The organism is Methylomonas sp. BG-2 (assembly GCF_057766305.1).
In genome coordinates, this window is record NZ_JBYMAP010000123.1 from 1 (window position 1) to 12910 (window position 12910).

The 12910-nt window shown below is 59.3% G+C and carries 13 protein-coding genes; 12 read left to right on the forward strand and 1 reads right to left on the reverse strand.

The window, feature by feature from the left end; genetic code table 11:
- The 6 genes from AC3B8H_RS12905 to AC3B8H_RS12930 form a co-directional block, all read left to right on the forward strand.
- Positions 1-997 (forward strand): hydrolase (locus tag AC3B8H_RS12905; RefSeq protein WP_488441956.1); only part of this gene is annotated, 997 nt, incomplete at its 5' end.
- A 118-nt stretch (positions 998-1115) separates the two neighbouring features.
- A complete protein-coding gene (gene moaA / locus AC3B8H_RS12910; protein ID WP_488441957.1) occupies positions 1116-2129 on the forward strand; it encodes a GTP 3',8-cyclase MoaA in 1014 nt (337 codons plus the stop codon).
- A gap of 16 nt (positions 2130-2145) precedes the next feature.
- Positions 2146-2505 carry a YajD family HNH nuclease gene (locus AC3B8H_RS12915; RefSeq protein ID WP_488441958.1) on the forward strand — a complete coding sequence of 120 codons (360 nt, stop codon included), beginning with the start codon at positions 2146-2148 and terminating at the stop codon, positions 2503-2505.
- Positions 2505-3080, forward strand: coding sequence for a DNA-3-methyladenine glycosylase I (locus tag AC3B8H_RS12920; RefSeq protein ID WP_488441959.1), 576 nt, complete (start codon positions 2505-2507; stop codon positions 3078-3080). The genes AC3B8H_RS12915 and AC3B8H_RS12920 overlap by 1 nt, the downstream gene beginning before the upstream one ends.
- Positions 3077-3550 (forward strand): HugZ family pyridoxamine 5'-phosphate oxidase, encoded by a 474-nt coding sequence (locus AC3B8H_RS12925; RefSeq protein ID WP_488441960.1) that lies wholly within the window; start codon positions 3077-3079, stop codon positions 3548-3550. The genes AC3B8H_RS12920 and AC3B8H_RS12925 overlap by 4 nt, the downstream gene beginning before the upstream one ends.
- A gap of 42 nt (positions 3551-3592) precedes the next feature.
- Complete coding sequence (locus AC3B8H_RS12930) at positions 3593-6850, forward strand: EAL domain-containing protein (RefSeq protein ID WP_488441961.1); 3258 nt, start codon at positions 3593-3595, stop codon at positions 6848-6850.
- On the opposite strand, the gene AC3B8H_RS12935 is transcribed toward AC3B8H_RS12930, so the two are convergent.
- Positions 6843-7985, reverse strand: coding sequence for a hypothetical protein (locus AC3B8H_RS12935; protein WP_488441962.1), 1143 nt, complete (start codon positions 7983-7985; stop codon positions 6843-6845). The genes AC3B8H_RS12930 and AC3B8H_RS12935 overlap by 8 nt on opposite strands.
- A 195-nt stretch (positions 7986-8180) precedes the next feature.
- Between AC3B8H_RS12935 and AC3B8H_RS12940 the strand changes: the two genes are divergently transcribed.
- The 6 genes from AC3B8H_RS12940 (at position 8181) to AC3B8H_RS12965 (ending at position 12729) form a co-directional block, all read left to right on the forward strand.
- Positions 8181-9146: an ABC transporter substrate-binding protein gene (locus tag AC3B8H_RS12940; protein ID WP_488441963.1), complete on the forward strand. Its 966-nt coding sequence runs from the start codon at positions 8181-8183 to the stop codon at positions 9144-9146.
- A 53-nt stretch (positions 9147-9199) separates the two neighbouring features.
- Positions 9200-9907, forward strand: coding sequence for an ABC transporter permease (locus tag AC3B8H_RS12945; RefSeq protein WP_488441967.1), 708 nt, complete (start codon positions 9200-9202; stop codon positions 9905-9907).
- The gene (locus AC3B8H_RS12950) at positions 9904-10647 is read left to right on the forward strand and encodes an ABC transporter ATP-binding protein (protein WP_488441964.1); all 744 of its coding nucleotides are present in this window, start codon (positions 9904-9906) and stop codon (positions 10645-10647) included. Before AC3B8H_RS12945 ends, AC3B8H_RS12950 begins: the two co-directional genes overlap by 4 nt.
- Position 10648: 1 nt before the next feature.
- Positions 10649-11212 carry an IMPACT family protein gene (locus tag AC3B8H_RS12955; RefSeq protein ID WP_488441965.1) on the forward strand — a complete coding sequence of 188 codons (564 nt, stop codon included), beginning with the start codon at positions 10649-10651 and terminating at the stop codon, positions 11210-11212.
- A 251-nt stretch (positions 11213-11463) separates the two neighbouring features.
- Complete coding sequence (locus AC3B8H_RS12960; RefSeq protein ID WP_168028338.1) at positions 11464-11625, forward strand: hypothetical protein; 162 nt, start codon at positions 11464-11466, stop codon at positions 11623-11625.
- A 204-nt stretch (positions 11626-11829) separates the two neighbouring features.
- The gene (locus AC3B8H_RS12965; RefSeq protein ID WP_488441966.1) at positions 11830-12729 is read left to right on the forward strand and encodes a phosphoribosylaminoimidazolesuccinocarboxamide synthase; all 900 of its coding nucleotides are present in this window, start codon (positions 11830-11832) and stop codon (positions 12727-12729) included.
- Positions 12730-12910 lie beyond the last annotated feature (181 nt).

Sequence of the window (12910 nt, forward strand, 5' to 3'; positions counted from 1 at the left end):
CCGCCCGGCCTGGTGGTTGAACAACCGCCATTTGCAAACCATTTATCCGGCCTTGCTGCGCCACGCGTCGGCGCCGATAGGCTTACGCCGCGAGCGCTTGGAGACGCCGGACGGCGATTTCGTCGATCTGGACTGGCTTTACTACCAGCAACCCAGGCTGGCGATCTTGTTGCACGGCCTAGCCGGCAGTAGCGGCTCGGGTTATATCGTCGGCTTGCAGCGCCGGCTCCATGACCTCGGCATCGGTAGCGTGGCGCTGAATTTTCGCGGTTGCAGCGGCGAGATGAATCGGCTGGCGCGTTGCTACCATTCCGGCGACACCGAGGATCTGGATTTTCTCTACCACACGCTGCGCCGGCGCTTGCCGGACACGGCGCTGGCGGCCGTCGGATTTTCGCTGGGCGGCAACGTGTTGCTGAAATGGTTGGGCGAACGGCGCGATTCGCTCGAATTGTTCGGCGCCGTCGCAATCTCCGTGCCGTTGATGCTGAATCTGTGCGCCGACCGCTTGGACAGCGGCCTGTCCAGAGTCTATCGGGATTATCTGTTGCGCGAGCTAAAACAATACATCGTCGCCAAGCGCCGCCATCTGCGCCGGCTGGGCCGCGCCGAGCAGGCCGGCCTGCTCGACGACTTGGGCGATCTGGCGCCGATCCGTTCGTTTTGGGAATACGATGATCGGGTGGTGGCGCGGCTGCACGGTTTCAGCGACGCCCACGATTACTACCGGCGCGCCAGTTCTCGTCAATTTCTCGGACAGATCGGGGTGCCGACCCTGATTCTGCAGGCCGAGGACGACCCTTTCATGACGCCGGCGGTATTACCGGCCGCTACCGAGTTGGCGGCCGGCGTCACACTGCAAGTCTGCGCCGGCGGCGGCCATGTTGGCTTTGTTGGCGGCCGCGTGCCATGGCGGCCGGCCTTTTGGCTCGAGCAACGCATCGGCGATTTCCTGCTGGCGCAGTTACCGGAAAATCGCGGCGAAACCAACGGATAACTGAACCCATCCCGTCCGCCACGGTCTATCGCCGCGTTCTCGGCCGAGCTTGGCCGCCGCGAATGGCCGCCGCGCGAGTCTGTGGTAAAATTTTCGCCTCTTTTTCCGGACGATTTCGATGGGCTCCGTACCAGCGTTTAGACCCTTCCAACTGACAGACCGCTTCGGCCGGGTCGTCAATTACCTTCGGGTATCGATTACCGACCGCTGCGACTTTCGTTGCGTGTATTGCATGGCCGAAGACATGACGTTTTTGCCGCGCAATCAAATTCTCAGTCTGGAGGAAATCCAGTTCATTTGCGAGGCCTTCGTCGGCCTTGGCGTGAACAAGATTCGGGTCACCGGCGGTGAGCCCCTGGTGCGTAACGGCGCTTTGGGCTTATTGCGCAACATCGGCGCCATTGACGGGCTGAACGAATTGGTTTTGACCAGCAATGGTTCGCATCTGGCCGAGATGGCTGCCGACCTGCACGCGGCCGGCGTCAAACGCATCAACATCAGTCTGGACACCCTGGACCCGGTCAAATTCAAGGCCTTGACCCGCACCGGCGATCTTGAACAGGTGCTGGCCGGCATCGAAGCCGCCCGCTTGGCTGGTTTCGAGCGCATCAAGCTGAACGCGGTGGTGATGAAAGGCCGGAATCACCAGGAAGTCGGCGATCTGGTGCAATTCGCGGTCGAGCGCGGCCTGGACATCAGTTTTATCGAGGAAATGCCGCTGGGCAAGGTGGACCGCCATCAACGCGGGGACAGTTATTACCCCAGCGAGGCAATCCGTGCCGATTTGCAGCGACGCTTCAAGCTGGAAGCGGTCGGCGAGTCAACCGGCGGGCCGTCGGTTTACTACCGCGTCGGCGGCGGTACCAGCCGGGTCGGCTTTATCTCGCCGCTCAGCGCCAATTTTTGCGCCGATTGCAACCGGGTGCGGCTAACCGCCGAGGGCAGGCTATTGCTGTGCCTGGGCAACGAACATTCGGTCGATTTGAAAGCCGTGGTCCGCGAGCATCCGGGCGATTTGGCGGTCTTGCAGCAGGCCATCGTCGCGGCGATGCGGATCAAGCCGGAAAAACACGAATTCAACATTCACGAACAGCCGGTCATACTGCGGCACATGAGCGCAACCGGCGGCTGACCCCAGGAGTATCACCATGTCGGACAACAAAGCCTATCACATCATCGCCGAGGCCCGCCGCTATAAGGAAGAGCGCGAAAAAGGCTACCGTGAGCAAGCTCTGAAACTGTTTCCGTGGATTTGCGGCCGCTGCGCCCGCGAATTCGACCATAAAAATCTGCGCGAATTGACGGTACACCATATCAACCACGACCACGACCACAATCCGCCGGACGGCAGCAATTGGGAATTGCTGTGCTTGTATTGCCACGACAACGAACATCAACGCTTCGAGGAACAAGTCCGCTACGGCGGCAAGGGCAGTTCTGACGGCAAATCGCCGACCGCCACCTTTAACCCCTTCGCCGATCTGAAAAAACTGATGAATAAGGACTGATGGCCGGCAAGTGCGTTTGGGCGCTGGGCAGCGCCAACGAGGAGCACTACCACGATCACGAGTGGGGCGTGCCGCTGCACGACGACCGGCGGCTGTTCGAGTTTTTGATTCTGGAAGGCGCCCAGGCCGGCTTGAGCTGGCGAACGATATTGGACAAGCGGCCGGCCTACCGCGCGGCGTTCGACGACTTTGATCCGCTTAAAATCGCCGCTTACGATCAGGACAAAATCGACAGCCTGTTGCAAAATCCCGGCATCGTCCGCAATCGCTTGAAAGTCCAGGCCGCCGTCGCCAACGCCAAGGCTTTTTTGGAAGTCCGACACGCTTACGGCAGCTTCGACAGTTACATTTGGGGCTTCGTCGATGGCCAAACCGTGCAAAATCGGTGGCGCGCTCACGCCGAAATCCCGGCTTTTAGCGATGCATCGACCCGGATGAGCAAGGAATTGCAAAAACGCGGCTTTAAATTTGTCGGCAAAACCATCTGCTATGCTTATATGCAGGCGGTCGGCATGGTTAACGACCACACCGTCGATTGCTTTCGCCACCCGCAACTTTCGCCCGCCCCTCAATGAATTCACCGCAACCGGACGCCGAATGCCTGGCCTTGATCGCGCGTCTGGACAGCTTGATGCTGGCGACCCGCTCCGAACAAAATCAGGCCGAAGCCAGCCATGCTCCGTTTTTGTTCCATCGCGGCGCGTTCCACATTTTCGTTAGCACTTTAGCCCGCCATACCGGCAACTTGTTGACACATCGCCAGGCCGGCGTGCTATTGATCGAGCCGGAAGCCGAAGCCGCTAACCCCTTTGCCCGCCGCCGCGCCAGTTTCGACTGCCGGGTCGTCGAAGTCGCCGCCGAGAATAACGAATTCGCCGTCTTACTGGATTTGATGCAACAACGCTTGGGCTCGACAGTCGCCCTGCTGCGGACTCTACCGGATTTTCGGCTGCTGACCCTAAGCCCGATTCGCGGCCAGTACATCGCCGGCTTTGGTCAGGCATACGACCTGGATACCGGCCGACTCGCCGAATCCACCGATTAGAGGCTTTCAACCCGACATCACGCCTCGATCATGCCTGCCGCAATGAAACTTATCCTGGCGAACTCAATGCTGGCGCTGGCGTATTTCGCCGGCGGCTATCTGGGCGGCTTGCTGACGACGCCGCCGAATTACGCCAGCCCGGTGTGGCCGCCGGCCGGCATCGCACTGGCCGTCACGCTGGTTTACGGCAAACGCACCTTGCCCGGATTGTTCCTCGGCGCGCTGGCCGCGCAAGTCCACGCCTTTTTGAATCCGACGCTAAGCGAAGACAACCTAGCCCCGCTCTGGTTGGGCGCTACCGCCGCGCTTGGCGCCTGCGGGCAAGCCCTACTCGGCGCATACGCCATTCGTCGCTGGCTAGGGCCCTACAATCCATTGATGGATAGCCGGCATATTGTCAGTTTTTTTGCGCTGGCCATCCTGAGTTGTCTGGTTTCCGCGACGGTCGGCTGTACCTATTTGTTCAGCAGAGGTTTGGTCGCGCCGGCCGACCTGGCTTTCAATTGGAGCGTCTGGTGGGTTGGCGATTCGATAGGCACGGTGATTTTCACGCCGCTGCTGTTACCCTTCATCGCCACGCCGCGCCACGTTTGGCGGCGTCGGCGGGTATCGGTGGTAATACCGCTGCTGGTATGCGTCGGATTGGTCGCCGCCGCCTTCGAATTCAACCGCCACCAGGAAACCCAACGCCTCCGGGACGGCTTCGGCAAGCAAACCGCATTGCTGAGCGCGACGTTGCGCCAACACATCGCCGACCACCTGACGGTCAACCGCACGTTGCAGGCACTGTTCGACAGCAGCAACTTCATCGGTCGCGAGCAATTCAACGTGTTCGGCCAAGCGCTACTCGAGGCGCATCCCGAGTTTCTGGCGTTGGAATGGTTGCCGTTGGTGCGCGCGGAGGACAGACTGGGTTTTGAAGGCCAGCACGGCCTGGGTGTGCTTGAACATACCGCCGGTGGCTGGCTGGCGGCCAAACGCCGTCCCTTCTATTTTCCCCAACTCTATCGGGTCGGCACCAGCCAGCCCGCTGGCTTCGACGCCGCCTGCGACGCGGAGGCCGCGACCGCGATCCTGACGGCGGCGGGCAGCGGCGAATCGACACTGGCACGCCGCGCGGATCATGCCTGGGCGCTCTATACGCCGGTGTACCGCGACGATGTCGGTCTGTCGGTGGCCGAACGCCGCGCCGGCTTGATCGGCATGGTCGCCAGCGTATTTGCGTTGAGCGACGAAATTGCCCATCTGCGCGCATTGCTGCCGGACAGTCGCTTGGCGCTGGCGATCAAGGACGGCGACACGCCGCTATTCGACAATCAAACCCGGAGCCGTCTCGACAGCCTCCATTTGCCCGCTTTCGAAAAACGGGAAACCATCGCTTTTGCCGATCGTCTTTGGACTTTGATTTACCGGCCCGCGCCGGAGTTCTTCTCGCTTCAGCACACTTGGAACGCCGGTTGGCTGCTGCTTGGCGGATTCGCGTTTTCGGTGTTGACCGCGTTCGGTTTGATGCTGATCACCGGCCGCACCGCCCGGGTGGAAGAACTGGTGGCGCTGAAGACCCGCGACCTGCTACGCAGCAATCAGGCGCTGAATATCGAGATCGAGCGCCGCAAACGCCAGGAGAACGAACTGCGCATCGCCGCGACCACCTTTCAGTCCCACGAGGCCATCCTGATTGCCGATCCCAACGGCACCATCGTCCGAGTCAACGACGCCTTTACCGGTATCACCGGTTATCCGGCCAAGGACATCGTCGGTCGCCATGCCAGGCTGCTGTTGACCGGCACGCCGGGACGCGCGATCGTTCGCGCCCTGGCGCACAAGAACCAATGGCAAGGCGAGTTTTGGAGCCGGCGCCAGCACGGCAAAACCTTCCCGGGCTGGCTGACCGTGACCGGCGTTCGCGACGAACAAAATCGCTTGTTGAGCTATGTGGCGATTTTTTCGGACATCAGCGAACAAAAGGCCGCGGAACGGGAAATTCACGAACTGGCGTTTTACGACCCGTTGACCGGCTTGCCCAATCGCCGTTTGCTTTTGGACCGGCTGAAACAGGAAATCGCCGCCGCCAAGCGTCAGCAAACCTTTGGCGCGCTATTTTTTCTGGACTTGGATCATTTCAAGCATTTGAACGATTCGCTCGGCCACAACGTCGGCGACGACTTGCTGACCCAGGTGGCCCGGCGCTTGCGAAGTATTATCCGCGAGGAAGACACCGCCTGCCGGCTGGGCGGCGACGAGTTCATCGTCATGGTACCCGGCCGCTATCACTTGATAGAGCAGGTCAGCGATCACGCCGCGATGCTCGCCGAAAAGATTCTGCATACCATCAACCAACCGTTTCAAGTCTTCGGCGGCGAACACCATTTTTCGACCAGTATTGGCGTCACGCTGTTTCCGGAAGCGACCGACCAACCCGAGGCGGTGATCCAGCAAGCCGACACCGCGATGTACCGCGCCAAGGCCAGTGGTCGCAACAGTATCAGCTTTTACCGGCCGTCGATGCAGCAGTCGGCCGATCGCCGCCTGACCCTGGAAAAGGAATTGCGCCAGGCACTAAAGTCCCACCAATTCCTGCTGCATTATCAGCCCCAGGTCGATCACCTGGGGCGGGTGTTGAGCGTCGAGGCGTTGATTCGCTGGCAACATCCGGACAAAGGCATGATTTCGCCGGCCGAATTCATACCGGTCGCGGAGGAAACCCAGCTGATTCTGCCGATCGGCGAATGGGTCATCGAAGAGGCTTGCCGGCAGATCCGCCGCTGGGATCAACAAGCCGTGCCGGTACGTCATATCGCGGTCAATGTCAGTTCCCGGCAATTTCGCCATTCCGGCTTTGTTCCGCGAATCCGCCACATCCTGGCCGAAACCGGCATAGACGCCAGCCGCTTGGTCCTCGAATTGACCGAAGGTTGCGTAATCAGCGACATCGACGATACGGTCGAGAAAATGCGCGACTTGCAAGGCATGGGCATCCAAACGTCGATCGATGATTTCGGGATCGGCTACTCGTCGCTGTACTACCTGAAAAAACTGCCGATTTCCCAATTGAAAATCGACCAAAGCTTCGTCCGCGACATCGCCGTTGATCCCAACGGCGCGGTCATCGTCGAAACCATCATCAACATGGCCAAGAATCTGGGCTTGAACGTGATTGCCGAAGGCGTCGAAACCCGCGAGCAAATCGAGTTCTTGCAGAACAAAGGCTGCTTGTCCTATCAAGGTTTTTATACCGGCAGACCGGCGCCCGCCGACAGCCTCGGCCGGCGGACGCATCCGGCGGAGCCGCTTATCTGACGCAAGTCGTGGTCGGTTTGGTGCGCATCCAATTGGCTAGCCGAGTGGCCGCGCTTTGCATGCCGTCGTCCTTGAAACGCATGCCGCTGTAAGCCAAGGCTCGCCAGACTTCGCGGGTATCCACCAGCTTGTCGCCACCCAGGATGGTCTCGCCGCTCCAGCAGGTACGGGTGTTGCCGTCCGAGTGCAGCACGCCGTCGCTGCCAACCCGGGCCGCCAGCCATTGCGCGGCCAGCTTCAAGTCGGCTTGCAGGGTTTCGCTGTGGACGCCGTCGTAGCCCGCCAGCAACAGCTCATTGATCTGATTGATTGCCACGGCTTGATAGTGAGTATCCCAACCGGATTTCTCGATGAAATAGCCGGCGTTGCCGTCGAATTTTTCCAACGCGGTTTCCAGGTAGCCTTCGACCAGACTGAGCGCGAAGTCGTCTTCGAACAGCGCGCCGCAGGCTTGATAGGCCACCGCGTCGAACAACAGGCGGTTTGCCGCGTAAAGGTCGGCGTTGTACAACGATTCGTCTTGAGACTCCAACCAGGCCAGCGCCCGGGCCAGTGCCGCGCTGACCGCCTTGCGCTCGGCGTCGTTGCCGACTTGGGCCGCGGTTTCGCTCGGATACTGATTTAGGGCTTTAACCGCCAAACAGGATTCGCCGAGAAAAAAGCTGGCCGCTTGAGCGATGATACCGGGCGTGATCGCGTAGCCCCGCATCGAGTCGGGCAACTGGAATGGCACGCTGCCGTCCACGCCTATCGAATCGGCTCCCACTTTCATTGCCATGAAAGCCTTGCGGGCGTCGGTCAACCGTCCGGCCGCCAGCAAGGCCCGTGTCGCCTTGCCGCTGTACAATTGCCATCGTGGACTGTACATGCCGTTCCATTGATAGTTCCTTCCCAGGAAGTAGTTGCCGGTTGGCGGAATGCCCGGCGTAATGAAGGAAAGGCTATCTTTTAGGAATTTGCCGTAAACCGCGCCGTCCGAGGTTTTGGGTTCAATTACCGCGCCGGCGGAAGGAGGCGATGCCTGGTTTAACTGTTCAATCGACATATCCCAGTCGGGTGGCATCATCAGCCAGGCGACGCCTATGGTTAGAACCGCCACTAAACCGCTCGCCCAAAGTATCCTGGTTTTATTCATACGTTCTCCCGGTGTTTCCTTGTCATTGTTTTGGCTATCGGGTGCGACCGGCGACGGTCCTCTCCCGAAACGGCTCGAAATTTAACGTTCAGACCCTTAAAACTTGCCGTTGTTGCAAGCCCACGCAACAAACCTTCTCGAATCGGCGGCGGCTGAGCTAAAATCCGCGCGACACGAAACTTACGACTTAAACCGATGAACGTCAAAAATTGTTTACTCAGCGTGGTGTTTTTATGTCTCTGCAATCCCGCGCTCGCCGACAAGACGCCCATTCGCCTGGGCACGATGGCGGCCGGCACGCTGAATTGGGAATTGGCGGCGATGCGCGACCAGGGCTTGCTGGACAAGGCCGACTTCAGCCTGGAAGCGGTGGCTGTCGCGAATCAACAGGCCGGCAAGGTGGCTTTGCAAGCCGGCGCGGTCGACGTCATCGTATCGGATTGGATCTGGACGTCCGCGATGCGCGCGGAAGGCCATGCCTTCAGTTTTTATCCCTATGCCGACACCTCCGGCGTGCTCTTGGTTCCGGCGGACAGCCCGATCAAAACCCTCGCCGATCTGCCCGGCAAACGGCTCGGCGTGGCCGGCGGCGAACTCGACAAGAACTGGCTGTTGTTGCAAGCCTTGGGCAAACAGCAACAACTCGACTTGAATGCCAGCGTGGAAAAGATCTACGCCGCTCCGCCGCTACTCAGCCAGCAATTGCAGAGCCAGCGACTGGATGCCTTGCTGACCTACTGGCAATTCGCCGCCCATCTCGAGGGCCTGGGCTACCGGGCCTTGCTCAGCGGCGAGGAAATCATCGCCAAGCTCGGCATTGCCGAAACCGTGCCCAGCCTGGGTTATGTCTTCAAACAAGGCTGGGCCGATCAGCACAAGGCCGCGTTTCGGCAGTTTCTAACGTTGAGCCGGCAGGCGCGCGATACCTTGTGCCGCTCCGACGCCGCCTGGCAAAAAATCGCGCCGCTTACCGATGCCGCGACGCCAGCCGAGCAAGACCGCTTACGCCAGCGCTATTGCCAAGGCCGGGTAGACGCTTGGGGCGCACGGCAACAGCAAGCCGCGCAAAGCATTTTCACGCTGTTGCACGGTCTAAGCGGCAACAAATTGACCGGCGCCGCCGAGCGTATCCAAGCAGGGACATTCTGGTCGACCGATTAACCGTGGCGGTACCATCCTTCCGGCCCCGCGTCGCGGTGCCTCTGGCCTCGCTGATGCTGTTGATCGTGCTATGGAGTCTGGCCGCGGCGGCGGCGGCCAATCCCAGCCTGCCATCGCCCGGCCGGGTCGCCGACACGCTTTACAGGGCACTAGTTTCCGGCGAATTGCCTTATCACCTGGGCGTTACGCTGTTACGCTTGCTGGTCAGCTTTACCGTCGCGATGCTGTTGGGCTGCGCGCTGGGCGTGGTGCTCGGCCGGCATAAGGCGTTGGATGCGTTTTTCGACCACTGGCTGGTATTGTTTTTGAACATCCCGGCCCTGGTCACCATCATCCTGTGTTACGTCTGGTTCGGTCTGTCCGAATCGGCGGCGATCCTGGCGGTCGTCATCAACAAACTGCCCAACGTGGCGGTCACGATACGCGAGGGCACCCGCGCGCTGGACCGGGATTTACTGGATATGGCCCGCAGCTACGGCTTCAGTTCCGCCAAAACCCTGCGGCATGTTATCTGGCCGCAACTTCATCCGTTCGTGATGACCGCGACCCGCTCCGGGCTGGCGTTAATCTGGAAGATCATCCTCGTTGTTGAGCTGCTCGGTCGCGGCAACGGCATGGGTTACCAATTACACCTGTTTTTCCAACTGTTCGATGTCGCCAGTTTGCTGGCCTACACGGTCGCGTTCGTGGCGGTGATTCAAGTGCTGGAGTGGCTGGTGCTAAGGCCGCTGGATGCCAAGGCGCAGCGGTGGCGGCGATGACCGATATTCAGATCAGCATCCTCGACAAAACTTACCGATCCGCGCACGCCGCCGACCGCCAGCATCGCGCCATCGCCGACCTGCAACTCCGGGTGGCGCGCGGCCAATTCGTTTGTCTGCTGGGACCGTCCGGCTGCGGCAAAACCACGTTGCTGAACATGATCGCCGGCCTGGACAGTCAATACCAAGGCCAGATCCGTGTCGGTCGTCTGGAGAGCTTGCCGAAAATCGGTTACGTGTTTCAGAACCCCAGGCTGTTGCCCTGGTACGACGTGCGCCGCAATATCGAGCTGGTATTCCCCGCCGAACCGCCGGCCGAACTGATAGACGCCTTGCTGAATGCGATGCAGCTTGGCGACGTCCAGCACGAGTTTCCGGAACGGCTGTCGCTGGGCATGCAGCGCCGGGTTGCCATCATCCGGGCCTTCGCGATCGATCCGGACTTACTGTTGATGGACGAACCCTTCGTGTCGCTGGACGCACCGAGCGCGCGGCAGGTTCGCAATCTGTTGTATACGCTGTGGCAGCAGCGCCCGCACACCGTGTTGTTCGTCAGCCACGATTTGCGCGAGGCTATTGCATTGGCCGACAGGCTGATTTTTTTATCGCCGTCGCCGATGCGCATTGTCGCCGACATTACGGTTGACATTCCCAGGCCGCTCAGAAATGACGAAGCTCAAATCGAAACCTTCCGGGGTACTTTGTATAGCCGGCATCCGCGGATCGCCGACCTGCTGTAGCGTGAAAACCGTAGCCGCCGAATGGGCGGTCGAAGAACAGATCAAGAAATCGCGTTTTATCGGCGTCATTTGTCCCTGTTCCCGCGAACGCGATGCGCTGCTGTTTATCGAGCGCTTGCGCGACCAACATCCCGGCGCCAGCCACGTGGCGTTTGCCTACCGAATTCTCGACGCGGACGGACCGATCGGCCGCTTCAACGATGCCGGCGAACCGAGCGGTACCGCCGGCAAGCCGATTTTTCTGCATCTGGAGGGTAAACAGTTAATCAATCTGTGCATCGCGGTGGTGCGTTACTTCGGCGGCGTCAAGCTTGGCGCCGGCGGCTTGACCCGCGCATACGGCGGTCTGGCCAAGCAAGTCATCGACGCCGCGCGAATTGTCGAATATATCGAATTCGCCGAGTGCGAACTGTGCCTGGATTACGCTCGGCTACAGGCGTTGGACTATCATTTGAAAAAGCTGGACGGCGTTATCGTCCACCAAGCATTCGCCGACTTGGTGACCGTGCGCGTCAGGCTTCCCAAGCACCAACTCGCCGTGCTACAGGCGCTGATTCGGCACTAGCCCTCCGAATCGAAGGTTCCGAGCCATAACCTGAGCCGATCATCATCTTGCGCTTCCGCGCCCCGAACCAGCCAGCGCGTTGCCATTTATCAACAGTCAGTTTATATCCTGCACAAATGACAACTTGATGGCAACATTATTCTCAAATAAGAAACAAAGCATCTACGAATTGCTGCATTGTAAATGAAACATCTAAGCCTTATAGTGAAGTCGTGTTCATTGCATTCGACTGTTTCAGTCTGGGAGTTCAAATGAAATCATCCAAAAACCTTTATCGCGACATTCTGACCGGCCTGTTTTTCACAACCGGCGTATTCGGTTTTATGTCCGGCGAATTCGTGATTTCCACGATGCTGTTTGGAGCCGCCACGATCTCAAGCAACCTTGATTTCAACGGCTCGTTCCGCGCCTAATTTTTAGTTGTACCTCCTCGTTGTGTTTTAAGCCGTTCGTTCCATAGCTCTGTGCTTGTCCGCTGCTCCACACTCCGGGGCGGCGGGTCTTTTTCGTTATCTCCCCTCGTCGTTGCTCAAACGCCTTGCCCCATGCCGGCACTGCCTTGCGCCTTCGCTTGATGGTAAAATCATCGAACACTCACTGCCGATCAAGCCAAACCGATGACGACCGTTCCCGCCGCGCTTTACGAATCCTATCTGCCTCATCTAAAACTGCTGGGCCGCGGCAAGGTTCGCGATATGTACGAAATCGACGCTGGCCATTTGCTGATTGTCACCACCGACCGGATGTCAGCCTTCGATGTCATCATGCCCGATCCTATCCCCGGCAAGGGTCAAGTGTTGACCCGAGTGTCCAATTTTTGGTTCAGCCGGATGCGCGACATCATTCCCAATCATTTGAGCGACGATTTATTGCTAGCCGACGTGATTCCAGACCCGGCGTTACGGGCTCCGGTCGAAGGCCGCACGATCATTGTCAAACGCCTTAAACCGTTGCCCATCGAAGCCATCGTTCGCGGCTATCTGATTGGTTCCGGCTGGAAAGATTACCAACGTAGCGGGCGGGTTTGCGGCATCGAACTGCCGGCCGGCCTACAACAAGCCCAACAATTGCCCGAACCGATCTACACGCCCTCGAGCAAGGCCGAGGTCGGCGTCCATGATGAGAACATCAGCTTTGCCGACACCGTTAACCTGGTCGGTATTGAGGTCGCCGAGCGGATACGCGACGTCAGCATTCGGCTTTACCGCAGTGCCGCTGAATACGCGCTGGCGCGCGGTATCATTATCGCCGACACCAAATTCGAATTCGGCCAGGACGACAGCGGCAAGGTTTATTTGATCGACGAAGCGCTGACGCCTGATTCTTCGCGCTTCTGGCCGGTGGAGCACTATCAGGTCGGCATCAGTCCTCCCAGTTTCGATAAGCAATATTTGCGCGATTACCTGGAAACCCTCGACTGGAATAAAACCGCTCCGGGCCCGAAACTGCCCGACGAAGTCAGCCGCAAATGCGCTGAAAAGTATCGGGAGGCCGAGCTGAAACTGACCGGGATTTAGCTTGCCAATATGAGGTGGCGGCGTTTATTCGCCAAATCAAGCGCCTCCTCGATTAACGCGTGTGCTTGGCATCGCGCGTTACCGTTACTTATGTTGGTGAAAGTCCGGCAGCCGGGCGTTCGTAGAGCGCAAAGTTAGCGGAAACGGCCAGGGTGTTGTCGCGAGGCGGGGTCTGGAAGAA

What these genes read in the sequence shown, in the direction of transcription:
- moaA (WP_488441957.1), top strand. Translation starts at nt 1,116, where the DNA reads ATGGGCTCCGTACCAGCGTTTAGACCCTTCCAACTGACAGACCGCTTC.
- AC3B8H_RS12915 (WP_488441958.1), top strand. Translation starts at nt 2,146, where the DNA reads ATGTCGGACAACAAAGCCTATCACATCATCGCCGAGGCCCGCCGCTAT.
- AC3B8H_RS12920 (WP_488441959.1), top strand. Translation starts at nt 2,505, where the DNA reads ATGGCCGGCAAGTGCGTTTGGGCGCTGGGCAGCGCCAACGAGGAGCAC.
- AC3B8H_RS12925 (WP_488441960.1), top strand. Translation starts at nt 3,077, where the DNA reads ATGAATTCACCGCAACCGGACGCCGAATGCCTGGCCTTGATCGCGCGT.
- AC3B8H_RS12930 (WP_488441961.1), top strand. Translation starts at nt 3,593, where the DNA reads ATGAAACTTATCCTGGCGAACTCAATGCTGGCGCTGGCGTATTTCGCC.
- AC3B8H_RS12935 (WP_488441962.1), bottom strand. Translation starts at nt 7,985, where the DNA reads ATGAATAAAACCAGGATACTTTGGGCGAGCGGTTTAGTGGCGGTTCTA.
- AC3B8H_RS12940 (WP_488441963.1), top strand. Translation starts at nt 8,181, where the DNA reads ATGAACGTCAAAAATTGTTTACTCAGCGTGGTGTTTTTATGTCTCTGC.
- AC3B8H_RS12945 (WP_488441967.1), top strand. Translation starts at nt 9,200, where the DNA reads ATGCTGTTGATCGTGCTATGGAGTCTGGCCGCGGCGGCGGCGGCCAAT.
- AC3B8H_RS12950 (WP_488441964.1), top strand. Translation starts at nt 9,904, where the DNA reads ATGACCGATATTCAGATCAGCATCCTCGACAAAACTTACCGATCCGCG.
- AC3B8H_RS12960 (WP_168028338.1), top strand. Translation starts at nt 11,464, where the DNA reads ATGAAATCATCCAAAAACCTTTATCGCGACATTCTGACCGGCCTGTTT.
- AC3B8H_RS12965 (WP_488441966.1), top strand. Translation starts at nt 11,830, where the DNA reads ATGACGACCGTTCCCGCCGCGCTTTACGAATCCTATCTGCCTCATCTA.